This is a genomic window from Rhodococcus globerulus, from assembly GCF_019334125.1.
GTDB lineage: Bacteria > Actinomycetota > Actinomycetes > Mycobacteriales > Mycobacteriaceae > Rhodococcus_F > Rhodococcus_F globerula.
On the sequence record NZ_CP079698.1, the window covers coordinates 5,015,718 to 5,039,460 of the forward strand.

Genomic DNA, 23,743 nt, shown 5'->3' on the forward strand with positions numbered 1-23,743 from the left:
ATTTCCGGAAGGACAACACATGACTGTCAATGGTGGCGAACTACTTGCCAGAGCCCTGGCCGAAGCTGGAACTACCGAGGTATTCACCCTGCACGGAGGGCATTTGGATGCTTTCCTCGTTGCCTGTCGGCGAAACGGCATTCGGCTCACCGACACCCGTCACGAAGCCACTGCCGGACATGCCGCCGACGCCTACGCGCGGGTGACCGGGACGTACGGCGTTTGTGTCGTCACGTCCGGTCCTGGCTTTACCAACGTCTACACCGCGCTGACAAATGCGCTCCTCGATCGCACCCCGACCATCTTCGTTGTGGGAGCTCCGCCGATGCGCGAGACCGAGACAAATCCGCTGCAAGGTGGGTTCGATCAGATAGCAGCGGCCACACCGGTGACCAAGTGGGCCTATCGCATCACCGACCCCGCACGCGTGCCCGAAATCGTTGCTCTGGCTATTCGTAAGGCTACGACCGGAATTCCGGGTCCGGTACTGCTCGAAGTTCCGATCGACGTGATGTTCGGCGAGGCCGACGAAAACGCCGTGAGATTCCCCGCGAACTACACAGTCGACGCCCGGCCCGGTCCAACTGCCTCGGCCGTCGAAGCCGCACTCGATGTTCTTGGCGAAGCGAACAATCCTGCGATAGTCATCGGCGGTGGTGTCACGTTCTCCCGCGCCGGCGAGGCTCTGGTGGCATTCGCGGAAGCAGTGGATGTACCCGTGTTCTACCCGGGAAAGTCGGATGGAGCGATACCCGCAAGTCATCGTCTCGCCGGCGGTGGACTGTTGGCGATCGGGTCTTTGCCTGCGCTCGGACAGCCCACTCCCGACGTAGTGCTGATAGTCGGAGCCCGGGCCGGAATGTTCACCGGCGGGCGCACCAGTTTGTTCCCTGGCGCGCGGTTGATACAGATCGACGTCGACGCGTCCGAAATCGGACGTATGCAGGATGTCGAGGTTCCGATCCTCGCCGACTGCCGCGAGGCGCTCGTTGCGTTGAAAACTGCTGCTGATCAACGTCAATGGCCCGACTGGAGGAGCTGGGTCGAGGCCGCCACCAGTGCGAAGCACGCACATCGTCATGGATTCACGGATGAGCAGACGCAGACCGGCAAGGCGCATCCGTACTTTGCGGCGCGCGCGATCGTAGAGGCGTGCCCTCCCGGCACGACCTTTGTCATGGACGGTGCCGAGGCGCCGTCATGGGGTGAATTCTTCACGACGACAGAACAAGTGGGTGGCGTTCTGCGCCTCGGATATCTCGGTTGTCTGGGAGTCGGGCCGGGATTTGCCATCGGCGCACATCGTGCGCGCCCGGAATCACCCGTCGTGCTGATCACCGGCGACGGTGCTGCAGGATTCCACATCCAGGAATTCGACACCATGGCCCGTCACGGAATACCCGTTGTGACAGTGGTATTCAACAACGCAGTGTGGGGGATGTCGATCCATGGTCAGGAAGCTGTGTACGGGGATGAAGGTATCGTCGTGTCAGAGCTCGCGGACAGCGCATATGAGAAGGTTGCCGAGGCCTTCGGCGGGTACGGCGAGCGAGTGAAGGATGTTGCATCCATCACCGACGCGATGAAGCGCGCATTCGACGCCGGGGTGCCCGCATGCATCAACGTCGAGGTGGATCCACACGTCGTCCACCCCATTACGACAATGATGCTCGGCGACGTCACCAGTACGGACGAAATCGTGGTCCCCTACTACGAGAACATTCCTCGCTGATGTCGACACGTGTTGCGGGGAAAGTAGCGGTTGTCATCGGCGGAGCATCCGGCATCGGTTGGGCAACAGCGCAATTGCTGGCGTCAGAAGGCGCAACTGTCGTGATCGGTGACATCGATGTCGACGGTGGACGGTCCCGCGCCGTCGAACTCGGCAGGGGAGCCGAAGCCGTGTGCGTCGATGTTGTCGACGAGGAATCGGTTCGCACGGTCTTCGAAGAAACTCGGGCGAGGCTCGGTCGGGTGGACATTGCGGTCAACTGCGCCGGCTTGAATCTGCCCGGATTCATCACCGAGTTGGACGCCGATACGTGGAGGCGCACGGTGGATATCTGCCTGACCGGTGGGTTCTTCGTCATCAAACATGCTGCCCGAGCGATGGAGGCCGGGGGAGCGATCGTCTCGATCACCTCTCTGAACGCACGCCAGGCTGCCGCAGGGTTTGCGGGATACTGCTCCGCCAAAGCAGGTCTCGCCATGCTCACCGAGGTTGCAGCGCTCGAGCTCGGTGAGCGCGGAATCAGGGTTAACGCCGTCTCACCCGGTCTGGTCGAGACACCCCTTGTCGAGGGGCTGACATCTGTCCCGGTCATCCAGGCAGATTTCACGGAGAACACCCCGCTCGGACGTAACGGGTCGCCGCGCGATGTTGCGGAAGCTGTGCTCTACCTGGCCTCCGACGCGTCGTCGTGGACAACGGGGGAGGTTCTCGACGTCAATGGCGGTGCGCATTTGCGTCGGTACCCCGATGTCATGAAACACCTCGGGGCCCTGTCGTAGCGGCAAGCTTCGAGGCTGCCCTGCCGCACATGAATCCGCTCCTTCGAACTGAGAAAGATCTACTCACATGATTACGGACTACCGCCTCGCCGACGAGAGTCGTCGTCATGCTCTTGCTCGACCCGACGCCCTTGCTCTGACTGGCCGTGATGGTTCGATCACTTTCGCGGAGTTGGACATTCGAACAAACAGGCTTGCGAATGTTCTGATCGCGCTCGGTTGTGGTCTGGGCTCTCGGGTGGCGGTCGTGGACAGAAGTTCCACGCAGGTGGTCGAGGCAGTGCTGGCCGCGGCGAAGATCGGGGCAGTGACCATCCCGGTGAATTGGCGATTGTCCGGTGCGGAGGCCGCCGAGGTGCTCGCCGATTCGGAAGCGCAAGTGTTGTTCTTTCACAGTGAATTCGACGGGGTGGTCTCCGCAGTCCGGGAATCCGGAGCGCCGATGCAGCGGTTGGTTCAGATCGACGGCACCGGCCCATTGGACTACGAAGCTCGATTGGCTGGTGCGAGCGCGGTGGATCCCGGTTGGCGTGGAGGCTCGGATGACGTTGTTCTGCAACTCTATACGTCCGGTACGACGGCAAAGCCCAAAGGTGTTCTCACGTCGAACCGGAACCTCGGGGCGTGCACACAGACCGGTGGCCCGTGGGGATTCGACGAATCATCCGTCAGCTTGTGTGCGATGCCGCTGTTTCACATCGGTGGATTGGGTTGGGTCCTCGTCGGTCTCGCGAACGGCGCGCACAACGTGATTCTGTCGGAGTTCACGCCGCCTGACCTGCTGGACGTGTTGGAGACCATGAGCATCACGAATACATTCCTGGTGCCTTCGGTGATCGGGATGATGGTCGAAGTACCGGGCGCGCGAGACCGAGATTTTGCAGCGCTCAGATCTATCGCCTACGGGTCCTCTCCGATCACACCGGCAGTGTTGAGGCGAGCTCTCGACACATTCGACACCCCGCTGTTTCAGGTCTACGGTTTGACCGAAACACACGGAGCTGTAACACAACTCGATGCGGCCGACCATTCGGTTGACGGAGAGAGAGCCTCGTTGTTGCGGTCGGTGGGCAAGCCGTACCCCTGGGTGGAGTTGAAGGTTGTGGGCCCGAGCGCATCCGAGGTAGCACTTGGAGAGGAGGTGGCACTTGGAGAGCCAGGGGAGATCTGCATCAGATCCGAGCAGACTACGCAGGGCTACTACGAACGTCCGACTGAGACGGCGGCTGCGATCGATGCAGACGGTTGGTTTCACACCGGCGATGTCGGACGGATCGACGACGATGGATACGTCTACATCACCGATCGGATCAAGGACATGATCATCTCCGGTGGCGAGAACGTGTACCCCGTCGAGGTCGAATCGGTGATCGCCGAATATCCCGGCGTTTCACAGGTTGCCGTTGTCGGAGTGGAGGATCCGGTCTGGGGTGAGGCAGTCAAGGCGGTGGTGGTCGCTGCTGCAGATCACGAACTCGATGCCACCGCGATACTCGCATTCACGCGAGCACGTCTCGCCGGATACAAGTGCCCGAAATCGATCGACGTCGTTGCTGAACTTCCACTTGGCGCTACCGGAAAGATACTCAAGCGCGAACTTCGAGCGCAGTACGCAGCACTGTGAGAACTAGCGAGTCCGCTTGCGGCGAGGCTTGTATCCCACCGTGTTCAGGGCGATCTCTGCGTATTTCTTGGCGACTTCCTCCGGGCTGAGTTCGCCTTCCGCGTGGTACCACCGCGGAATGGACTGACACATGGCGAGTAGTGCGCGAGTGGTCTCGGCTGTATCGGCGACAGAGAACACTCCTCGTTCGACGCCATCGCTGACGATGCCGAGGGCGAGTTTCTCGATACCCTTGCGGACAACGCGGTATCGCTGGCGGTTCTCGGGGCTGAGGTACCGCACCTCACCTTCGAGGGCCGCCAGGCGCGATCGGGTTGTCATGCGCAGCACGATTGCTTCGACGACATTCGTGAGCTGTTCGCACGGGTCGTCACCGCCGTCGGCCGATGCGGTGTGTGCACGCGCGAGCACGTCGCCGGTCGAGATCTCCAAGAGCGCGAGGAGAATCCCTTCCTTGCTCTGATGGTGGTAGTACAGCGCAGGAATCGTGACACCGACGCGACGCGCGATGTCTCGCACTGAGGTGCCGTGGAAGCCGTTGTCGTAGAATCCTTCGAGGGCAGCTTGGAGGATGGGGCTCAGTTCGAGTGGCTCGATCCGTCGCCAACTGGCCTCGGTGGTGGCGGTTTTCGCCGAATTCTTCGTGACCATGACTTCTCCATTAGCTATCGTTCGATAAGGCCTGGGGGGGATCGTACGCTGCGGAGGTCCGCGCTCCTTCGTGCGCCGGACTACGGACAAGGCGGTTGGTTTCCGCGACCAGGCCCTTCCCGATGTGTCGGAAAATCGCGGCGGGTGCACAATATTGAAATGCCGAATTCAAGTCCTAAGTCCGCCTGGAAGTCCCTCCGTGAGGGAAACGAGCGATTTGTGGGCGGCGAGTCCATCCATCCCAGCCAGGGAATCGCGGATCGCGCGAAGCTGGTCAACGAACAGCACCCCACCGCCGTGCTGTTCGGTTGTGGTGATTCACGTGTTGCCGCCGAGATCATCTTCGATCAGGGGTTGGGTGACATGTTCGTCGTCCGCACTGCAGGTCACGTGCTCGACGATTCCGTTCTCGGCTCCATCGAGTACGCCGTCCATGTTCTCAACGTGCCTCTCATCGTTGTGCTCGGGCACGACGGCTGTGGCGCCGTCAAAGCCACGCTCGACGCTCTCGACAAGGGCGCAGTGCCAGACGGTTTCATTCGCAGTGTGATCGAACGCGTTGCGCCGTCCATTCTCATGGGACGCAACGAAGGCCTGAAGACTGTCGACGAACTCGAGGGCCGGCACGTTGTCGAGACGGGCTCGCTCATCATGCAGCGGTCACGAATCATTGCCGACAAGGTGGCCAAGGGAGAGTGCGCGATCGCAGGTGTCACCTACACGCTGTCCGACGGACACATGCGCCTGCAGGGCGTAGTAGGCGAAATCGGCGAGTAGGCCGGGATAATCCCCGCAGTCCTTCGTCACACGGTGCCGACACGCCGTCTCAGCTGACCGTTTGTGAGCCTTTCGCCAACTACCGTTGAGACCGTGTTGGAACCGAATGGACCACTGCCCCCTCAGATCTACTGGCGTCGCCGGGCTCTGGCCATCGGTGCTGCCGTTATCGCCCTGGTGTTGCTGATCTGGGCGATTTCGGCACTGGTCGGTGGGGGAGACGATCCTGCCGAAGCAGATGCCGCGGCGGTGACTTCCTCACTGACGTCGGAGGTGTCGTTCACGCCGAACCCGTCAGGAAGCAACAGTTCCGGCGGCAACGGTGGCGGCGGCAGTGGTGATTCCGGTTCGAATGGTTCTGCGACGTCCGCTGCTGCGAGTTCGACAACCTCGGCGACCAGTGCGGTTCCGGTGCCTGCTGGGCAGTGCGCCGACTCGTCCCTCGCAGTCAAGGCAACCGCAGACAAGCCGACCTTCGCCGGTGGTGAGGAACCGACCTTCACGATTGTCATCACGAACATAGGTTCCGCCGCGTGTGACCGCGACCTGGCCGGTGGACTCCAGCAGGTGCTTGTCTACAGCATCGACGGTAAGAACCGACTGTGGTCCAACGTCGACTGCTACCCGCAGCCTGCTCCGGATGTGCGCAACCTCGAACCGGGTGAGCAGGCCGCCTTCAAGGTTGCCTGGTCCGCCACGACGTCGACTCCGGACTGCGCCACTTCGCAGAATCCGCAACGCAATCCCGTGGGCCCCGGCGCGTACACCGTGGTCGGCCAGCTCGGTGCACTACGTAGCGGCGCGGAGCCGTTCAATATCGCCTAGTAGCGGCGCGGAGCCGTTCAATATCGCCTAGTAGCGGCGCGGAGCCGTTCAATATCGCCTAGTTGAACGAACCGGTAATCGAAGATTCGGCGAGCCGTGACAGACCTTCGCGGATGTGACGAGCCCACAGCCCACCGATACCTTCGACGGACTGAAGGTCGGCCGCAGTAGCAGCCAACAGAGCTTGCAAGGTGCCGAATGATCCGACCAATCGGTGGATCTGATGGAACTGAAGCCGCGGTACCCGCATGAGAACCCGGTATCCGCGGGGCGTCATCGGGGTATCGAGGGCTTCGATCGTGCCCGGGTAGCCGAGCACTCGGGCGAGTGTTGTCAGGTCGAGGAGATCGGCATCGGTGACACGGTCCAGGGCAGCGAGCACATTGTCCATCGCGGCGGTTCCGACCGGCTCGGGGCCGGCAAGGTAGTCGCGAACGATGAGCTGACGCGCAATGTCGTTGTCGCCGACCAGTTCTTCGAGCTGAAGGGCGAGCTGGCGACCGTCGGTGCCGAGTTCGAGGACGTCTTGTTCGATTTCTAGCGATACGCGTCGAACCATCTCGAGTCTCTGCACCACCGTCAATGCGTCGCGCAGAGTTACGAAGTCCTCGATCTCGACGACGGACAGTGATCTGGTGACCTCGTCGAGACGCGCCTTGTATCGCTCGAGTGTCGCAACGGCCTGATTTGCCCGGGAAAGGATCGTGGCGGAACCTTCGATGACGTGTCTGATGCCACCGACATAGACGCTCACGATCGACATCGACTGACTTACCGACACGACCGGGTATCCGGTCTGGATTGCCGTGCGTTCCGCCGCCCGGTGCCGAGTGCCGGATTCGACGGTCGGGATCTTGTGGTCCGGAACGAGTTGAACGTTTGCGCGGACGATGTGCGAGCCGTCCGTGGACAGCACCACGGCACCGTCCATCTTCGAGAGTTCCCGAAGGCGGGTGGGCGCGAACTCGACGTCGAGGTTGAAACCACCGTCGCAGAGCGCTTCGATCTCGTCGTCGTAACCGAGGACGATCAGGGCGCCGGTGCGACCTCGAAGAATGCGTTCGAGGCCGTCGCGCAGCGCGGTTCCGGGGGCCAATCTGGCGATGGTTTCTCTCAACGCCGGCGACGACTGGGGATCCGCCATCGCACTGATCATTGAGAAACTCCCTGCTGAGGTCGATGTCACTAAGTCCGGGTCCGATAGCTGGTACTGGCAGATCCTTCGATTAGATTACCTATCCGTGAGTAGCTCCTGGACTTTGCCTGACGACCTGACCGTGCCCGTGCCCGTCGAATTCTTCCCGGCGGCGGGTGAGAAGTTGCCTCAGCACTGGTCGAAGTGCTTCGGTTGCGGCGACGATCAGCCGGCCGGGATGGCGATGAGTTTCAAGGCGGGCGAGGGCCTCGAAGTGACCGGACGCCTCGAAGTCGCGAAGAAGTACCAGGGTGGACCCGGAGTCATTCACGGCGGAATTCTCTCCACCGCTTTCGACGAGGTGCAGGGCGTGGCATGCATGGTCCTCGGCACTCCGGTGGTGACCGGTCACCTCGAGATCGACTTTGCTCGGCCGATTCCGCTTGGTTCGGTTCTCGAGTTCCGGGCTCGCGTCGAGGGCACCGTTCGCCGCAAGGTCTACACCAGCGCAGAAGCTGTCATCGTCGAAGGTCCGGCGGCTGATCCGGACGTCATTGTCGGAACGTCGCGTGGACTGTTCCTGACCATCACGGCCGAGCATTTTGCCAAGACCCAGGAATTTGTGGACGGCGTTCCGACCTCGCCGTTCGGGACCTCGTCCGTCTGATTGCCCTGTGCTGAGCACCTCCGTCATTTGACGGGGGTGAGCTTGGGTCGAGGCGCGCCCTGCTTGCCACCGAGCAAACCGGCGTAGGTCAATGCTTCGGCTATGTTCGTCACTTCGTTGACTCTCATACCGGGAATGTTCGGCCCGGAGTCGACCGGCACTATTGCGCTCGTGAATCCCAATCGGGCAGCTTCGATCAGTCGTCGGTTGACGCCGGCAACTCGGCGAACCTCACCGGCGAGTCCGACTTCGCCGAGGATCACCATTCCCTTGGGAACTGGCTTTCCCTTCACCGCGGAGGCGACGGCAATGGCGAGGGCCAAATCGGCACCTGGTTCCGTCATTCGCATGCCTCCCACGGTTGCCGCGTAGACGTCGGCTTTGGCGATCGATACTCCGGCGCGTCGCTCGAGTACCGCCAGAACCATGGCGACGCGCGCGGTGTCCAGGCCGCTCACAGCGCGGCGGGGAGTGGGGAGTGGGGTAGGCGCCACTAACGCCTGTACTTCGCCGAGCAGCGGGCGTTTGCCGTCCATCATCACGGTGACAGCAGTGCCCTCCACCATCTCTTCCCGATGGTGGAGGAACAATCCGGACGGATCGCTGATTTCGTTGATGCCTTGTTCGGTGAGTTCGAAACAACCCACCTCGTCGGCTGCTCCGAATCGGTTCTTCACGCCGCGGACCATGCGAAGCGTGGAGTGTTTGTCTCCTTCGAAATGTAGGACAACGTCGACGAGATGCTCAAGCGACCGTGGGCCGGCCACGGCTCCGTCCTTGGTGACGTGGCCGATAAGGAGTACGGGGATTCCGCTGGACTTCGCCAACGACGTGAGCGCGCTGGTGACCGCTTTGACCTGTGTGACGCCACCGACAACGCCGTCGACGTCGGCCGCGAGCATGGTCTGCACGGAGTCGACGATCACCAGGGTGGGTTTGACCTGCTCGACGTGGCCGAGGATGGTCGCGAGATCATTTTCCGCGGCCAGATACATCCGTTCGTGGACGGAATTGGTGCGATCGGCCCGGAGCCTGACCTGCCCGGCCGACTCCTCTCCGGTGACGTACAGCGCGCGGTCTTGCGGACTCCGCATCGCCCACCGGTAGACGACCTCAAGCAGGAGCGTGGATTTGCCGACGCCAGGTTCCCCGGCGAGCAGGACGACCGACCCGGGAACGACACCACCGCCGAGAACTCGATCGAGTTCACCGATCCCGGTGGGCTTGGCCTTGGTGCTCTGGCTGTCGATCTGGGTGAGCGGAGTGGCGGGTGTGGTGGGCAGGACAGCGGCCGATCCGGCCTTGGCGAGCGATGCTCCCGCGCGACTGGCGACCGGAGCGACGACGGACACTTCGGACATGGAGCCCCACGTGTCGCACTCGGGGCAGCGGCCGACCCATTTGGGCACGACGGATTTGCATTCGGAGCACCGGTAGTTCGATTTCGCTTTGGCCACCGGAACAGACTAGAGGCGAGGTCCGACATGGACCCCGCCTCTAGTGTGGCAATTCGTGACCTTGGCGAAACGCAGTGTCCGCCTGAGGTTTACAAGCTCAGTGTCCTGAGCCCTCGACCGGTGACTTCTCGGACACGTCACGCTCGAGTTGCGGGCCCGCATCAACAGGGACCTGAACCGTGACGGGGCCGGCCTTCTCGAAGGTGAAGGTGATCGGGATGGTCAGGCCCGGGCGAACGCCGGCCTTGATGTCTTCGAGGACCACGAGCACGAGCGCTGCGGGAGCGTCTGTGTTCTGGTCCTTGTTCTCGATCTGCTTCTCGGCTTCGGCCTCAGCGGACTCGCCCGCGGGAAGCTCTCCGGCCTGCAGGGATGTCTGCGGCTTGAGCACCAATCCGGCGACCTCTTCACCGGCGACAACGCTTGCAGCGTAGTCAGTGGTGATGCTCACCAGCTTGTCGGTCGTCTCCGTGCTCTCGTTCACGATCGTGAAGGCCAGCACGGCCTTTCCGCCGGGTTCGATGCTGTATTCCTCGGACGAGGGGTAAGCGATATGCACGTTGCGCAGGGCGATGTCACCAACGGTGGCACTGTTGCCGTTCACGGCGGCCTGCTGGACGGCAGTCTGGCTCACCTGTCCCGAGCCGCATGCGGACAGCGCGATGGCTGCGCCTGCAGCCAGTGCAATGGCGGTAGCGACTCGGCGAGTCGGCTTGCGGATAGCAGTCACGGTTTGTCCTCCAGGGCGTCAGGTTCGCACTCCACTAGGCAGAGTAGTAGTCAGCTCTCGCGGGCCGGTCGCTGGGTAGCCACAACGGTTGTCCGCGTGGGCTTTCACGCCGCCGTGAACAGGCCGTCGACGCTGGTTGAATGCACGTCCAACAGGCACTGTCAACCCCTACGCTCGAGCAAGGATGCCCCTGACCTGCGCCGTTGATGCATGGCTGGTTCTTCGACGTGTTAAACTAGTGGAATCGAAAGGGGCACGGGACACATGATTTTCAAGGTCGGAGACACCGTCGTATACCCCCATCACGGTGCGGCGCTGATCGAAGCTATCGAAACCCGCACCATCAAGGGTGAGCAGAGGGAATATCTCGTTCTGAAGGTTGCTCAAGGCGATCTGACAGTTCGAGTTCCCGCAGACAACGCAGAATACGTCGGAGTTCGCGACGTCGTCGGCCAGGAAGGCCTCGACAAGGTTTTCCAGGTTCTGCGTGCACCGCACACCGAAGAGCCCACCAACTGGTCTCGTCGATACAAGGCGAACCTCGAGAAGCTTGCTTCAGGTGACGTGAACAAGGTCGCCGAGGTTGTTCGTGACTTGTGGCGTCGTGAGCAGGATCGTGGACTTTCTGCTGGTGAGAAGCGCATGCTTGCCAAGGCTCGTCAGATTCTCGTCGGGGAGCTCGCGCTCGCCGAGGGCACTGACAACGAAAAGGCCGAGATCATTCTCGACGAGGTCCTGGCGACCGCGTCCTGAATCAACACCACAACAAAGCTGACAGTGTCGGTAGTCGCACTGGTTCCTGCCGCAGGTCGGGGATTGCGCTTGGGTGAGCAAATACCCAAGGCATTCGTCGAACTCGGTGGGCGCACCATGCTTGCACGCGCGGTTGACGGGCTCCGGAAATCCGGAGCGGTCGACCGCGTTGTTGTGATTGTGCCGCCTGAACTTCTCGGATCAGTCAAGGCTGATCTCGGGCGTAGCGACGACGTCGACGTGGTTGCAGGTGGAGCAGAGCGCACGGATTCCGTGCGGGCCGGGCTCGAGGCGGCCGGAGACGCAGAGTTCGTACTCGTGCACGATGCTGCGCGAGCTTTGACTCCGCCGGCGATGATTGCGCGGGTTGTCGCAGAACTGAAGGCGGGTAGCGCTGCGGTCATTCCCGTGCTGCCGGTCACGGACACCATCAAGTCCGTCGATGTTGTCGGCATGGTTACCGGTACCCCGCTTCGCAGCGAACTTCGTGCGGTACAAACTCCCCAGGGCTTTTCCGCGCAGGTATTGCGCCAGGCCTACGATGCCGGTGATCTGGCGGCAACGGACGACGCGTCGTTGGTCGAGCGACTCGGCGTTTCCGTACAGACCATCGCCGGTGAAGCTCATGCCTTCAAGATCACGACGCCACTCGACCTGGTACTTGCCCGAGCACTTCTGGACGCGGATTCGTAAGGACGGAAACTAGATGCGAGTCGGTCTGGGGACGGATGTTCATCCCATCGAGGTAGGACGGCCGTGTTGGATGGCCGGTTTGTTATTCGAGGATGCTGACGGCTGCTCCGGGCATTCCGACGGCGATGTTGCCGTTCACGCGTTGTGTGACGCTCTTCTCTCCGCGGCGGGATTGGGCGACCTCGGATCCGTCTTCGGTACCGGGAGGCCGGAATGGGACGGAGTGAGTGGCGTCCGGATGCTCGCCGAGGTTCGGCGGTTGCTCGAGGAAAACCAGTTCACGGTGGGCAATGCCGCAGTTCAGGTCATCGGGAATCGCCCCAAGATCGGTCCGCGTCGCGATGAGGCGCAGCGGGTCCTCTCCGAGGTTCTTGGTGCCCCGGTTTCGGTCTCCGCCACCACCACCGATGGACTCGGTTTGACCGGGCGCGGCGAGGGGATCGCCGCCATGGCCACCGCGTTGGTCATGACAACCGGCAACGACAGGTAAGATCGCTGGTCGTGACCCTGCGCCTATACGACACCGGTACGCGGGCCCTGCGGGATTTTGTTCCGTTGGTCCCCGGACATGCATCGGTGTACCTGTGTGGGGCGACAGTCCAGGGTGATCCTCACATCGGACACGTGCGTAGCGGCGTCGCATTCGACGTGCTGCGCCGGTGGTTGCTGGCGCACGACAACGACGTTGCATTCGTGCGCAATGTGACGGATATCGACGACAAGATATTGAACAAGGCTGCCGACGCCGGCCGTCCCTGGTGGGAGTGGGCCACGACGTTCGAGCGTTCCTTCACGTGGGCGTACGACCAGTTGGGTGTATTGCCGCCGTCGATCGAACCGCGGGCCACCGGTCACGTCACGCAGATGGTCACGATGATGGAGCGTCTCATCGCGAACGGTCATGCGTACGCCGCGGGCGGTGACGTCTACTTCGACGTGCAGAGCTACCCCGAATACGGCGCTCTCTCCGGGCACAAGCTCGACGACGTCCATCAGGGTGAGAGTGCTGCCGAGGGCAAGCGTGACCCGCGTGACTTCACGCTGTGGAAGACGGCCAAGCCTGGCGAACCCTCGTGGCCGACTCCGTGGGGACCCGGCCGTCCCGGTTGGCATCTCGAATGCTCGGCCATGGCGGAGTTCTATCTCGGCGCCGCATTCGATATTCACTGCGGTGGAAGGGATTTGGTCTTCCCTCATCACGAGAACGAGATTGCCCAGGCAAAATGCGTCGGCGACGATTTTGCTCAGTACTGGCTGCACAACGGCTGGGTCACGATGAGTGGCGAGAAGATGTCCAAGTCGCTCGGCAATGTGCTGTCGGTGCCGAATGTCTTGAAAAAGGTTCGCCCGCAAGAACTTAGGTACTACCTCGGTAGTGCTCACTACCGTTCGAATCTCGAGTACTCGGACGAAGCCCTCGAAGAGAGTGCCAAGTCGTACCAAGGACTCGAGGCGTTTGTCCTGCGTACGCACAAGCGCGCAGGTGGCGTCGAACTCGGAACGTGGACAGAAGGTTTCGCGGAAGCGCTCGACAACGACTTGTCGGTCCCGATCGCGTTGGCCGAGATTCACGGCAAGGCGAGTGCGGGCAATACCGCGCTCGCAGCGGGAGACCTGGGCGCGGCGCGCGTGGCGGCAGGTCAGGTGCGAGCGATGCTCGCCATCCTGGGCGTCGACCCCCTCGACGCGCATTGGTCGCAGTCCGGTGGCGACACCGAGGCGGCAATGGAAGCTTTGGACGTGTTGGTGCGCGCCGATCTCGATCGGCGGCAGCAGGCACGGACGGAAAAGAACTGGGCGGTGGCGGATGAAGTCCGTGATCGCCTCATCAAGGCGGGTATCGAAGTAACCGATACTCCCGACGGACCCGAATGGTCCCTGAAGGCAGGGCAGTAACAATGGCTGGAAACTCGAGCAGGCGCGGCGCAGTCCGTAAGGGCGGCACCAAGAAGGGCCAGGTTGCCGGTTCCGGCGGTAAGCACCGTCGCGGTCTCGAAGGGCGTGGCGCTACGCCACCCGCCGAGGCACGCACCAAGCATCCCGCGGCGAAGCGTGCAGCGCGCGCCGCACGGGCCGACGAGAAGCAGGGTCGTGGTGGCCGTCCGGGTCCGGGCCGCAAGGTTCTCGACGGTCCCGAGACAGTGCTCGGACGTAACCCGGTGGTCGAGTGCCTGCGCGCTGGCGTTCCGGCGACGGCGCTGTGGGTTGCCGTCGGCACCGAGAGCGACGATCGCCTGAAGGAATCCGTTCAGCTTGCCGCTGATGCCGGAATCTCCATTCTCGAAGTACCGCGCACCGATCTGGATCGCCTGAGTGCCAACGGTCTTCACCAGGGCATCGCGCTGCAGGTTCCGCCGTACCGCTACGCACATCCGGACGATCTCCTGTCCGAGGCGCGTAAGCACGCCGAGCCGCCGTTGCTCGTCGCGCTGGACAACATCACCGACCCCCGCAACCTGGGCGCCGTCGTGCGCTCGGTCGCGGCTTTCGGTGGACACGGCGTCGTGATTCCGGAGCGTCGTAGCGCGAGTGTCAGTGCCGTCGCTTGGCGTACCAGTGCCGGTGCTGCTGCTCGTCTGCCGATTGCTCGCGCCACCAACCTCACTCGCACGCTCAAGGACTGGGCGTCCAAGGGTGTACAGGTTGTGGGCCTCGACGCCGGTGGCGACACCACTCTCGACGATTTCGACGGCAGCGGTCCAGTGGTGATCGTGGTCGGTTCAGAGGGCAAGGGACTCTCACGTCTCGTCCGCGAGAACTGTGACGCGATTCTGTCCATCCCCATGGCTGGACCGGTCGAGTCGCTCAACGCTTCGGTTGCTGCCGGAGTTGTGTTGGCCGACATCGCGCGTCGTCGCCGTAGCAGCTAGGGCCTTCGGCCCGGTGCGCGTTTCCGGTAGTGGGAACGACCAGAAACGCGCACGGGGGCTTAGCCGAATTCGATCGACGTGTTGATTTCCTCGACCTGGTCGGAGAGCGCCATGTCTTCCTTATCGGTGAACTGATTCGCGAAGCTCACCAGGTACACGGGAGACGATTCGTCAGCCTGGTAGGCGATGACGGTCATGACCGCCAACAGGGGAACGTCAACGTTCGGCGGCGACCAGGTTCCGGCGATGCGGATCGCCTTCTGTCCGTCGATGTCGAGGTCGACCTTGTTCACCTCGGTCCATCCGTTGAGCATGCCGAGCGACGCCTGGGCGCCGGCAAGAACCTCGTCGGGGCTTGCGGTGCCCTGGCTTTCCACCGTCAATGTCGTGTTCGGCATGAAGCCGTTTGCATCGGCCTGGTTGCTGGACAGGATGTCCGTGACGCTTCCGGTGGTGACTTTCTGGGTCTGCGACCATCCGTCCGGAAGGCTGACGCTGATGGCCGGTGCGTCGGCGTCGGTGCCGGAGTTGAGGGTGACACGTTCGCCGCTGAAGCTGATGCTGTCATCCGACGTTGTTGCCGCGGCGGCCGAGGTAGTTGCGGAGGTCGCTACCGAGGTGGCCTCCGAGACAGCCTCGCCGTCGTCGGAGCTGCTGCATCCCGAGAGAACAAGTGCTGCGGTGATCAAACTGGCTGCGCTCAGAGCGATTGTGCTGCTCTTCATACTCATATGTCAGTTTCCTTCGGCTTATTCACGACGGCCATGCGCCGACGCCAGCAGTGGCTGAGACTATCAGCGCCGCCTACGCCGCCCGGAAGGTAACCGAACTTCCCGGTCTCATTTGCGCCAGCGTGGCGATTCCGGGGTCGGTGACCACTGCGATCACCGGATACCCGCCGGTTACGGGATGATCAGCCAGGAATATCACGGGGTGACCGTTCGGGGGCACTTGAACCGAGCCGGAGACGACGCCTTCGCTGGGCAATTCGCACGTACGTGAGCGATGCAGCGGTCCGGGGCCGCGTAGCCGAACGCCGACTCGATCGGTGTCTTCGGTGACGGTCCAGGCGTGGTGCAGCAATGCGTGGACGGAGGCGGGTGTGAACCAGTCGTCGCGCGGTCCGAGGGTGATGCCGAGCGGAACGGGGCATGGGGTGGGCGCCGGCGGTGGGATGAAATCCTCGATCGGCCACTCGGCTTCGCCAACTCCGACGAGCAGGTGATCGCCCGCGCGGACGGGCGCTGGGCCGAGTTCGGCGAGTGTGTCGGTGGAGCGAGAGCCGAGAGTTTCCGGGACGTCGATGCCGCCGCGGACAGCGAGATAGGTGCGCAGTCCGGTTGTGCTGTAGCCGATTTCGAGGAGGTTGCCGCCATCGAGTCGGAGGGTCGAGTAGTCGGCAACGGGACGTGCGTTGACTGTCACCGGTGCCCTCGCGCCGGTGACTGCAACGGTCAGCGGCCCGACGGCCTGTGCGGCGAATCCACCTGTCGTGATTTCGAGCGTGGCGGCATGAGGTGCGTTTCCTACCAGCCTGTTTGCCGCGTCGTGGGAGATCAGATCAACCGCGCCGGAGCGGCCGACGCCGCTGGCCGCGCAACCTACCCGTCCATGGTCCTGGACGGTGGTCAACGGGCCGGGGCGAACGACATCGAGCCATGCCATGAAGCCATTGTCCCTCAGCGAGGAGTGCGGGCGCAGGAATCAGGTGAAGGGCGTGATCGTCACGTCGGACGCGGTGAGCAGTCTCCGGATTTCGGTGGCCATGTCGACGGCGGCCGGGGTATCACCGTGGACGCACACCGAGTCGGCGCGGACCGTCACGCGGCTGCCGTCAATGGCGTCTACGACGCCCTCGAGCACTATCCGGCGCACGCGTTCGGCAATGGCAAGAGGGTTGTGAAGCACTGCCCCTGGCTGGTTTCGGGGCACCAACGTCCCCTCCGGCGTGTACGCGCGGTCGGCAAAGGCCTCGGTCACAACTGTCAGACCGGCCGCTTCCGCTTCGGCCAGGAACACCGAACCCGGGAGCCCGAGAACGGGGAGGGACGCGTCGTAGCTACGAACGGCGTCGACAACGGCGCGCGCTTGTTCACGGTGATGCACTATCGCGTTGTAGAGCGCGCCGTGAGGTTTGACGTACGTGACGCGGGAGCCGGCGACACGGGCCAGTCCGTCGAGTGCCCCTAGTTGATAAATGACGTCGGCCGCGAGATCGGTGGGTGAGACGTCGATGAAGCGTCGGCCGAATCCCGAAAGATCGTTGTATCCGACCTGCGCGCCGATCCGTACGTTCTGCGCCACAGCGGAGCGGCAGGTCGCCAACAGTGTGGTCGGGTCACCGGCGTGAAACCCGCACGCGATATTGGCGCTGGTGACCACGGTCAGCATGGCGTTGTCGTCACCGAGCGTCCAGGCGCCGTATCCCTCGCCGAGGTCGCTGTTGAGGTCGACGCGGATCGTCATGCGTGCGCCGGAATCCGTCCGGCATTCTTGCGTCGCGCAGAACCGGTGAGGCGGCACACCAGGTAGATGACAAACGACACCGTGGTGACAAAGCTGGACACCGGAACTCCGGGTGCGAGGGAGAGCAGGATGCCGCCGACAGCGGCGAGTTCTGCGAAGACCACGGACAAGATGGTGGCCTTGAGCGGGCTCGCGGTGACGTAGGCGGCCGCAGCGGCGGGCGTGATGAGCAACGACATCACCAGCAGCGCGCCCACGATCTGCACACCCAGAGCGGCCGTGATGCCGACAAGAACCGCAAAGACGATGGACAGCGCGCGTACCGGAACACCGCGTGCCGCAGCCACTTCGGGATCGGTGCTGGCGAACAGCAAAGGGCGGTAGATGAATCCCAGCGTGCCGATCACGAAAACCGCGCACAGAAGAAGCAGTTCGAGTCCGCTGTTGCCAGGTGCCACGATCTGACCGACCAACAACGAGAAGCTGGTTCCGGTGCGGCCGTCGTACGCCCAGAGGAACAGCACCGACAGTCCGAGCCCGAAGGCCATGATCACGCCGATCACCGAATCGCGGTCTCGCGCTTTGGCTCCCAGTAGTCCGAAGAGAACTGCCGCGACCACCGAACCCACAATTGCTCCGGCGCCGACACTCACTCCGACCAGCAGGGCGGCCGACGCGCCGGTCAGCGACAGTTCACTGGTTCCGTGAACGGAGAACGACATCTGCCGGCTCACGATCAGCGGGCCGATGATGCCGGCCAACAATCCGAGGATCGCGCCGGCAATCAATGCCTGCTGGACGAAGTCGTACTGCAGAAGGTCGACAGTGGCGGACACGTCGAACATCCGCGACATCGCATCGGTGAATTTGTTGCTCACGCGTGATCCTCATCGCTGTGGTGGACGCCTTCGCCCGGACGCAGGCCGCCCGCGCTGCCGAGAGCGTCGATGGCGTCGCCGGTGCCGACGACAACCAGGCGGCCACGAACCTGCAGTACCTCGACGTCGGTGTTGTACAGATCAGAGAGAACCTCGGACGTCATCACCTCGGCCGGCGTTCCGATGCGGAACTTGCCGTCGACCAGATACAGCACCCGATCGACCAGCGGAAGGATCGGATTGATCTCGTGGGTCACGAACAGTACGGCCGTGTTGTGGGTGCGTCGACGCTTGTCGATCAACGTGGACACCAGATGCTGGTTGGCGAGGTCGAGGCTGAGCAGCGGTTCGTCGCACAGCAGGATCTTCGGATCGCCGACCAGTGCCTGCGCAATACGCAATCGCTGTTGCTCACCGCCGGACATGGATCCGATGGGGGCGTCCGCGAACGCTTCGGCGCTGACCTGCGCGATGGCGTTGTCGACAATCGCGCGCCGACGCCCCCGCCGAAGCAGGCCGGTGCCCCACTGATGTCCGTCGACCCCGAGACCGACAAGGTCGCGCCCGCGCAGCGGAAGTCCGTCGTCGATGGATTTCTGCTGCGGGATGTACCCGACGTGCGAGTTTCCGGCGCGGGCCGGGGTTCCGGCGATTTCTGCGCTGCCGCCGCTGAGTTGTAGCTGCCCCAGCAGAATCTTCAGAAGTGAGGTCTTGCCGGAGCCGTTAGGGCCGAGCACGGCGATGAACTCGCCGGGCTGAACCTCGAGGTCGAGGCCGTCCCAGAGGGTGCGGGCGCCGAAGGACAATCGGGCGTCCTTCAGGGCGACTGCTGGCACGGAGTTTGTTGCCGGCGCCGTTGTATTCGCGGAGGTTTCTGTCACAAGCCGATCGGTTCTTCTCGGAATTGAGTGGGAAAAAATTACTGGGCAGAGAGGGCGTTGGCTAGCGACTCCGCGGTCTGCGTCTGCCACTGAATGTAGTCCAGGCCTTCGGGGAGAGTCTCCGTAACCTCGACGACGGGCACGCCTGCTTTCTCGGCGGTGGAGCGCATGTCCTGCGTCACTTTGTCCTGCGTCTGAGTGTTGTAGACGAGGGCCCTGGCAGCCTTGTCCGACAGCAATTGGCGCGTTGCGGCGATCGCGGCCGGTGACGGATCGTTGCCGTCTTCGATTGCGCTGGTGAATTCCTCGGGGGTTGCGTCCTTCAGTTCGGCGGCAACCAACAGGTAGTGCGCGATGGGTTCGGTCTGCGCGACCGACTCGCCGCCGTGGGCAGCGGCAATCGAATCGGTGACAGCGGTGACGCCGGCCAGTTTCTGGCTGTATGCCTGCGCGTTTGCCTCGTACGTCGACGCATTGTCGGGGTCGAGGGCACTGAGTTGGTCGGCGACGGAGTGGGCCACTGCGTCGACGGTGGGGATGTCGAACCAGACGTGCTCGTTGACGGCACCGTGCGTGTGACCGTCGTGCGATTCTCCCGAGGTCTCGCCTGCGTGGATTCCACCGTCGAGCAGGTCGTACGCGTTGACGGTCTTCTGGTCGCCCTTGCCTGCGTCGAGGATGTCGGTGACAAATTGGTCGTAGCCACCACCGTTGTAGACGACAAGCGATGCGTCGGTGATCTTGGCAGCCTGAGCCGGGGTGGCTTCGAAGGAATGCGGATCCGCGGACGGCTCGTCGATGATGGAGGTGACGGTGAGAACGTCACCTGCGACGGCCTGCGCAACGTTGCCCCACACGTTTGTGGAGGCGACGACGGAGATGCCATCGTCCCCGGTCTTTTCGGAGCCGCAGGCCGTCAGTGCCATGGCCGCTGCGACCGAGATGGTGGCGAGGGCGGCGATGCGGATTTTGGACGACGAGCGCACGAATTTTCTCCTGAACGAAGGGTGGGCTAAATGCTATTGGAAACCGTTACCGTTACACATTAGCGCATAGTCGCTGGTAGGTCATGTTCGGTTCAGCCCCGTCGTGCCGACTTTGACGGGTACCGATAACGTCCGTCTATGCCCCGGTCCCGTCAGCCACGCCGTCAAGCCACTTTGGCGTCGCTCGCCGCCGAGCTCAATGTGTCGAGAACAACAGTCTCGAACGCGTACAACCGACCCGATCAGCTCTCCGTCGAGCTTCGGGATCGAGTGCTCCAAGCGGCCAAGCGACGCGGATATCCCGGACCCGATCCGGTCGCCCGTTCCCTACGTACCCGCAAAGCCGGTGCCGTAGGACTTCTCCTCACCGAAGCGCTCAGTTACAGCTTCCGTGACCCGGCTGCCATGAGCTTCCTGGCAGGCCTCTCGGAATCCTGCGAGGAAGCTGGGCAGGGGTTGCTCCTGATTCCTGCCGGACCAGGGCGAGACGACGTGGATGCCGCCGCGGTCGTGCAGCAAGCCGGCGTCGACGGTTTTGTCGTCTATTCGGTTGCCGACGACGACCCGTATCTTGCCGCCGTCCTCGAACGTCACATCCCGATCGTGGTGTGCGATCAGCCGCGCGAGATTCCCGGAGCGTCTCTCGTGGGCATCGATGACCGCGCTGCCATGCGCAAGGTTGCCGATTACCTCATCGGTCTGGGCCACACCGAGATCGGTGTGCTTTGCATGCGGCTGGGGCGAGACCGGATGGATGGTGTTGTCAGTCAGGAGCGCCTGAAGTCGCCGCATTTCCACGTTCAGCGTGAGCGGATCGAGGGAGTGCGCGACGCGATGTCGACGGCGCAGATTGATCCGTTTTCTCTGACTGTGATCGAGCGGTACGTCCACACCACGCAGTCCGGGCACTCCGCGGCAGCGGAGGCGCTCGCGACCAATCCGAAGATCACGGCACTGATCTGCACCACCGACGTACTTGCCCTCGGCGCTTTGGACTGGGCACGCTGGCAGGGCATCGACGTGCCCGGTCAATTGTCGATCACCGGATTCGACGGCGTGGGCGAGGCGCTTCGTGAATCGCTGACCACCGTGCGCCAGCCTCAGGAGGAGAAGGGCCGGCGCGCCGGTGCACTGCTGATGTCACCGTCCGGTTCCGGTGTGCCGATCATCGAGATGCTCGAGACGGAACTACTGGTCGGCCGTACGTCGGGTCAGGCCAAGATCTGAGCGGGTAAGTCCAAGAGCTGAGCGCAGCGTAGTAGGCCGAGATGGCTGTAAGCCTGGGGATGGTTGCCAAGTGACCGTTCTGCGACCGGGTCGTACTCTTCCGCGAGAAGACCGGTAGGACCTGCTGCTGCGACCAGTTGGTCGAACAGCGCCTCTGCTTGCAGGCGTTGTCCGATCAGCAGGTACGCCTCGACCAACCAGGCCGCGCAGAGGTGGAATCCACCCTCGATGCCGGGCAGGCCATCGTCGTGGTGATAGCGGTACACCGTTGAACCGCTACGCAATTCGGCTTCGGTGGCGACTACCGTCGCGGCAAATCGCGGGTCCTCCGGATCGATCAGCCCGGACAGTCCGATGTGCAGGGTTGCGGCGTCGAGATCTACGCCGTCGTATGCGGCGGTGTACGACTGGACGTCGTCCTTCCATCCCTTGTGGCGCACCTCGTCGGCAATCTGATCGCGCAATTCGGCCCACTCGGGCAGTGCCGTTCGGCCGAAGCGGTCGGCCAGTTTCACTGCGCGGTCGACGGTCACCCACCCCATCACCTTGGAGTAGACGTGATGGCGCGGGTTGTCGCGGATCTCCCAGATGCCGTGATCAGGTTCGAACCACCGTCGTTGCACGGCTTCGACCATTGCGCCTACCAGTTCCCAGTCGCGATCGCTCAAAGGCTCGGCAGCTCCGGCCTTTTCGCGGGCATCGGCAAGGTGGACGATCAGTTCGACGATGGGGCCGAAGACGTCGAGTTGGACTTGCTGATTGGCAGCGTTGCCAACCCGCACCGGGCGGGAGCCGGCGTACCCGGGCAGGGAGTCGATGACGGCCTCAGGCGGCAGTGACGTGCCGTTCAGCGTGTACAGCGGGTGTAGACGCTCGGGGCCCGGCAATGTTTCGAGGACACGGTGGACCCAGTCGAGGTACTCCTCGGCTTCGTGCGTCGACCCGACACTCACGAGAGCTGTTGCGGTGAGCGCGGCGTCACGCAACCAGCAGTAGCGGTAGTCCCAGTTTCGGACGCCGCCGATCTCTTCAGGCAGTGACGTGGTCGCCGCAGCCATGATGGAGCCTGAGTCGGCGTGGACGAGTCCACGCAGTGTGAGAGCGGAGCGTTTCATCAAGTCCGGCTTGAGTTTCGGCAGCTCGAGGGTTTTAGCCCAATCGGACCAGTAACTTTCCGACCTGGCGCGGCGATCCGCTTCGGGCGCCGGTGACGGGTCCATATCTGTTGTGCCGCAGCGCAGTTCGAGAACGATATCGCCGGCTGACGGCGTGACGATTGCATGGGCGGTCTGTTGATTGCCGTCGGTGGCAATATTCCACTGCACACCGGGGGATCGCAGCACGTACGGCTCGTTGGTGCCCAGGACGCGGATGCCGTCCTCCACGATCTCGAGGGTGACTTGAGCTTGGCCGAACTCCGGGCGCGGTGCAAACGAGACCACGGCGTCGGCTCTACCGGAGATGATGCGGGTGAAGTCGGTTCGGCCCTGTTGCACGTCGTGGGGGAGATAGTCGGTGACAGACAGGCTGGCCCACCGAGTTTGAACGGTCATGGTGCCGTCGAGGTACTTCTGGCTCAGCGGCAGCGCAGTCCGCCGTGGCCCGACGCTGAAGTGCCCGGCTGCTGTCCCGCCGAGCAGGTGGGCGAATACCGCTGCAGAGTCGGGTTCGGGGTGACACAACCAGGTCAGGGTGGCGTCGGGCGTAACCAACGCAACAGTGCGGGGGCTGGCAAGCATGGACAGCCGCTCGATGGGCGGCGCGTCCGCACCCGAAAGCCACGTGCGGCGCTCTTCGAGCAGAAATGCCAACGCGGCCGCGACGTCCTCGGTGCTGTCGACGCGGAAGGCGGCCATGGTGTCGCCCGGGCCGACCTTGACGCCGATGTCCGGGCCGGACAGCCTGGCGAACGCCTTTTCATCGGTGACGTCGTCGCCGATGAACACGGCGGCGGTTGCGCCGTCCTGGTGCCGGATGAGATCAAGCGCTTGGCCTTTGTCGGTGGCGATGACAGCCAGTTCTACGACGGACTTGCCTTCCGTGACCTGCACTCCCGGCCAGAGCGCGGATTCCGTTCGCACCGCGATCAGGGCTTTTTCGGCGTCGTCTTCGGGGGAGTTTCGAACGTGTAGAGCGATGCTGGCAGGTTTCTTCTCGACGGTCGCGCCGGGAGTGCGGGACGCGATCCGGGTCAGTTCGGTGCTGATCTCGCCGAGCAGTTTCTTGGCGTCGGCGTCGATGGCGTGAACAAATCCGATGTCGAATTCGGAGCCGTGACTACCGACCAGCTGTACTTCGGCGGGGAGTCGGGAGAGCGCGGCGAGGTCTTTGAGGGCACGTCCCGAGATGACGGCCGCTGTCGTGGAAGCCAGGCTGGCGAGCGAGCGAAGGGCGCGGACCGATTCCGCGCGTGGATACGCCTTCTCCGGATCCGCGACGATGGGCGCCATGGTCCCGTCGTAATCGGAGGCAACCAGCAACCGTGGCGTCTGCGCCACGGCTGAGAGGGCTCGACGGAGTTCGATGGGGAGATCCTGTGCGCTCACCTCTTCAAATCTAGGTGATTGCGAGCGTCCTGGCTCGGTACGTCGGCTCGGCAGGTGCCCAGAACC

23 protein-coding genes are annotated in these 23,743 nt (G+C 63.1%); 12 read left to right on the forward strand and 11 right to left on the reverse strand.

Features of this window, described 5'->3' with window-relative positions; translation table 11 throughout:
- The first annotated feature begins 19 nt into the window (after positions 1-19).
- The 3 genes from KYT97_RS22855 (at position 20) to KYT97_RS22865 (ending at position 4,135) form a co-directional block, all read left to right on the forward strand.
- Positions 20-1,732, forward strand: a complete 1,713-nt coding sequence (locus KYT97_RS22855) for a thiamine pyrophosphate-binding protein (RefSeq protein ID WP_116104135.1) — start codon at positions 20-22, stop codon at positions 1,730-1,732.
- Positions 1,732-2,511 (forward strand): SDR family NAD(P)-dependent oxidoreductase, encoded by a 780-nt coding sequence (locus KYT97_RS22860; RefSeq protein WP_116104133.1) that lies wholly within the window; start codon positions 1,732-1,734, stop codon positions 2,509-2,511. The genes KYT97_RS22855 and KYT97_RS22860 overlap by 1 nt, the downstream gene beginning before the upstream one ends.
- A 67-nt stretch (positions 2,512-2,578) precedes the next feature.
- Entirely contained in the window at positions 2,579-4,135 is a 1,557-nt protein-coding gene (locus tag KYT97_RS22865; protein WP_116104132.1) for a long-chain-fatty-acid--CoA ligase, read from the forward strand.
- Between the two features lie 3 nt (positions 4,136-4,138).
- Here KYT97_RS22865 and KYT97_RS22870 read toward each other — a convergent pair whose 3' ends face one another.
- Positions 4,139-4,786 (reverse strand): TetR/AcrR family transcriptional regulator, encoded by a 648-nt coding sequence (locus KYT97_RS22870; protein WP_219110723.1) that lies wholly within the window; start codon positions 4,784-4,786, stop codon positions 4,139-4,141.
- A gap of 159 nt (positions 4,787-4,945) precedes the next feature.
- On the opposite strand from KYT97_RS22870, the gene KYT97_RS22875 reads away from it, so the two are divergent.
- Positions 4,946-5,563: a carbonic anhydrase gene (locus KYT97_RS22875; RefSeq protein WP_033232570.1), complete on the forward strand. Its 618-nt coding sequence runs from the start codon at positions 4,946-4,948 to the stop codon at positions 5,561-5,563.
- A gap of 93 nt (positions 5,564-5,656) precedes the next feature.
- Positions 5,657-6,388, forward strand: a complete 732-nt coding sequence (locus KYT97_RS22880) for a DUF4232 domain-containing protein (protein ID WP_033232568.1) — start codon at positions 5,657-5,659, stop codon at positions 6,386-6,388.
- 58 nt (positions 6,389-6,446) lie between these two features.
- Here the strand turns inward: KYT97_RS22880 and disA are convergent, their stop codons facing one another.
- Complete coding sequence (disA, locus tag KYT97_RS22885) at positions 6,447-7,532, reverse strand: DNA integrity scanning diadenylate cyclase DisA (protein ID WP_033232701.1); 1,086 nt, start codon at positions 7,530-7,532, stop codon at positions 6,447-6,449.
- A gap of 97 nt (positions 7,533-7,629) precedes the next feature.
- Here disA and KYT97_RS22890 point away from each other — a divergent pair, with 97 nt between their 5' ends.
- Complete coding sequence (locus KYT97_RS22890) at positions 7,630-8,190, forward strand: PaaI family thioesterase (protein ID WP_045068397.1); 561 nt, start codon at positions 7,630-7,632, stop codon at positions 8,188-8,190.
- 23 nt (positions 8,191-8,213) lie between these two features.
- Here the strand turns inward: KYT97_RS22890 and radA are convergent, their stop codons facing one another.
- The gene (gene radA, locus KYT97_RS22895) at positions 8,214-9,647 is read right to left on the reverse strand and encodes a DNA repair protein RadA (protein ID WP_116104130.1); all 1,434 of its coding nucleotides are present in this window, start codon (positions 9,645-9,647) and stop codon (positions 8,214-8,216) included.
- A 97-nt stretch (positions 9,648-9,744) separates the two neighbouring features.
- Entirely contained in the window at positions 9,745-10,377 is a 633-nt protein-coding gene (locus KYT97_RS22900; RefSeq protein ID WP_033232562.1) for a copper chaperone PCu(A)C domain-containing protein, read from the reverse strand.
- Positions 10,378-10,641: 264 nt separating this feature from the next.
- Between KYT97_RS22900 and KYT97_RS22905 the strand changes: the two genes are divergently transcribed.
- Genes KYT97_RS22905 through rlmB form a run of 5 tightly spaced genes read left to right on the forward strand, consistent with a single transcriptional unit; the run spans position 10,642 to position 14,693 of the window.
- The gene (locus KYT97_RS22905) at positions 10,642-11,130 is read left to right on the forward strand and encodes a CarD family transcriptional regulator (protein WP_033232561.1); all 489 of its coding nucleotides are present in this window, start codon (positions 10,642-10,644) and stop codon (positions 11,128-11,130) included.
- A gap of 24 nt (positions 11,131-11,154) precedes the next feature.
- Positions 11,155-11,823, forward strand: a complete 669-nt coding sequence (gene ispD, locus KYT97_RS22910) for a 2-C-methyl-D-erythritol 4-phosphate cytidylyltransferase (RefSeq protein ID WP_116104129.1) — start codon at positions 11,155-11,157, stop codon at positions 11,821-11,823.
- Positions 11,824-11,836: 13 nt separating this feature from the next.
- Positions 11,837-12,313, forward strand: coding sequence for a 2-C-methyl-D-erythritol 2,4-cyclodiphosphate synthase (gene ispF / locus KYT97_RS22915; protein WP_033232559.1), 477 nt, complete (start codon positions 11,837-11,839; stop codon positions 12,311-12,313).
- A gap of 11 nt (positions 12,314-12,324) precedes the next feature.
- Positions 12,325-13,719, forward strand: coding sequence for a cysteine--tRNA ligase (gene cysS / locus KYT97_RS22920; RefSeq protein ID WP_033232556.1), 1,395 nt, complete (start codon positions 12,325-12,327; stop codon positions 13,717-13,719).
- A 2-nt stretch (positions 13,720-13,721) separates the two neighbouring features.
- Positions 13,722-14,693 carry a 23S rRNA (guanosine(2251)-2'-O)-methyltransferase RlmB gene (gene rlmB, locus KYT97_RS22925; RefSeq protein ID WP_033232555.1) on the forward strand — a complete coding sequence of 324 codons (972 nt, stop codon included), beginning with the start codon at positions 13,722-13,724 and terminating at the stop codon, positions 14,691-14,693.
- Between the two features lie 59 nt (positions 14,694-14,752).
- On the opposite strand, the gene KYT97_RS22930 is transcribed toward rlmB, so the two are convergent.
- From KYT97_RS22930 to KYT97_RS22955, 6 genes are all read right to left on the reverse strand, one after another.
- Complete coding sequence (locus KYT97_RS22930) at positions 14,753-15,424, reverse strand: LpqN/LpqT family lipoprotein (RefSeq protein ID WP_095888173.1); 672 nt, start codon at positions 15,422-15,424, stop codon at positions 14,753-14,755.
- Positions 15,425-15,497: 73 nt separating this feature from the next.
- The gene (locus KYT97_RS22935) at positions 15,498-16,358 is read right to left on the reverse strand and encodes a 5-oxoprolinase subunit C family protein (protein ID WP_116104127.1); all 861 of its coding nucleotides are present in this window, start codon (positions 16,356-16,358) and stop codon (positions 15,498-15,500) included.
- 39 nt (positions 16,359-16,397) lie between these two features.
- On the reverse strand, positions 16,398-17,159 hold the full coding sequence (locus KYT97_RS22940; protein WP_116104126.1) for a LamB/YcsF family protein: 762 nt from the start codon (positions 17,157-17,159) through the stop codon (positions 16,398-16,400).
- A complete protein-coding gene (locus tag KYT97_RS22945) occupies positions 17,156-18,037 on the reverse strand; it encodes a metal ABC transporter permease (protein ID WP_219110724.1) in 882 nt (293 codons plus the stop codon). Before KYT97_RS22945 ends, KYT97_RS22940 begins: the two co-directional genes overlap by 4 nt.
- Positions 18,034-18,918, reverse strand: coding sequence for a metal ABC transporter ATP-binding protein (locus tag KYT97_RS22950; RefSeq protein ID WP_116104124.1), 885 nt, complete (start codon positions 18,916-18,918; stop codon positions 18,034-18,036). Before KYT97_RS22950 ends, KYT97_RS22945 begins: the two co-directional genes overlap by 4 nt.
- 38 nt (positions 18,919-18,956) lie before the next feature.
- Complete coding sequence (locus tag KYT97_RS22955) at positions 18,957-19,904, reverse strand: metal ABC transporter solute-binding protein, Zn/Mn family (protein ID WP_116104123.1); 948 nt, start codon at positions 19,902-19,904, stop codon at positions 18,957-18,959.
- A gap of 138 nt (positions 19,905-20,042) precedes the next feature.
- Between KYT97_RS22955 and KYT97_RS22960 the strand changes: the two genes are divergently transcribed.
- The gene (locus tag KYT97_RS22960; RefSeq protein WP_033232541.1) at positions 20,043-21,131 is read left to right on the forward strand and encodes a LacI family DNA-binding transcriptional regulator; all 1,089 of its coding nucleotides are present in this window, start codon (positions 20,043-20,045) and stop codon (positions 21,129-21,131) included.
- Here KYT97_RS22960 and otsB read toward each other — a convergent pair.
- A complete protein-coding gene (gene otsB, locus KYT97_RS22965) occupies positions 21,116-23,677 on the reverse strand; it encodes a trehalose-phosphatase (protein ID WP_045068411.1) in 2,562 nt (853 codons plus the stop codon). The two genes, KYT97_RS22960 and otsB, sit on opposite strands and share 16 nt — an antisense overlap.
- Between the last annotated feature and the right edge of the window lie 66 nt (positions 23,678-23,743).

Bases quoted from the DNA above. Each gene is read 5' to 3' on its own strand.
- KYT97_RS22855 (WP_116104135.1), top strand. From the start codon at position 20: ATGACTGTCAATGGTGGCGAACTACTTGCCAGAGCCCTGGCCGAAGCT.
- ispF (WP_033232559.1), top strand. From the start codon at position 11,837: ATGCGAGTCGGTCTGGGGACGGATGTTCATCCCATCGAGGTAGGACGG.
- KYT97_RS22860 (WP_116104133.1), top strand. From the start codon at position 1,732: ATGTCGACACGTGTTGCGGGGAAAGTAGCGGTTGTCATCGGCGGAGCA.
- KYT97_RS22960 (WP_033232541.1), top strand. From the start codon at position 20,043: ATGCCCCGGTCCCGTCAGCCACGCCGTCAAGCCACTTTGGCGTCGCTC.
- KYT97_RS22940 (WP_116104126.1), bottom strand. From the start codon at position 17,159: ATGACGATCCGCGTCGACCTCAACAGCGACCTCGGCGAGGGATACGGC.
- KYT97_RS22935 (WP_116104127.1), bottom strand. From the start codon at position 16,358: ATGGCATGGCTCGATGTCGTTCGCCCCGGCCCGTTGACCACCGTCCAG.
- disA (WP_033232701.1), bottom strand. From the start codon at position 7,532: ATGGCGGATCCCCAGTCGTCGCCGGCGTTGAGAGAAACCATCGCCAGA.
- KYT97_RS22865 (WP_116104132.1), top strand. From the start codon at position 2,579: ATGATTACGGACTACCGCCTCGCCGACGAGAGTCGTCGTCATGCTCTT.
- rlmB (WP_033232555.1), top strand. From the start codon at position 13,722: ATGGCTGGAAACTCGAGCAGGCGCGGCGCAGTCCGTAAGGGCGGCACC.
- KYT97_RS22905 (WP_033232561.1), top strand. From the start codon at position 10,642: ATGATTTTCAAGGTCGGAGACACCGTCGTATACCCCCATCACGGTGCG.
- KYT97_RS22870 (WP_219110723.1), bottom strand. From the start codon at position 4,786: ATGGTCACGAAGAATTCGGCGAAAACCGCCACCACCGAGGCCAGTTGG.
- KYT97_RS22875 (WP_033232570.1), top strand. From the start codon at position 4,946: ATGCCGAATTCAAGTCCTAAGTCCGCCTGGAAGTCCCTCCGTGAGGGA.
- KYT97_RS22930 (WP_095888173.1), bottom strand. From the start codon at position 15,424: ATGAGTATGAAGAGCAGCACAATCGCTCTGAGCGCAGCCAGTTTGATC.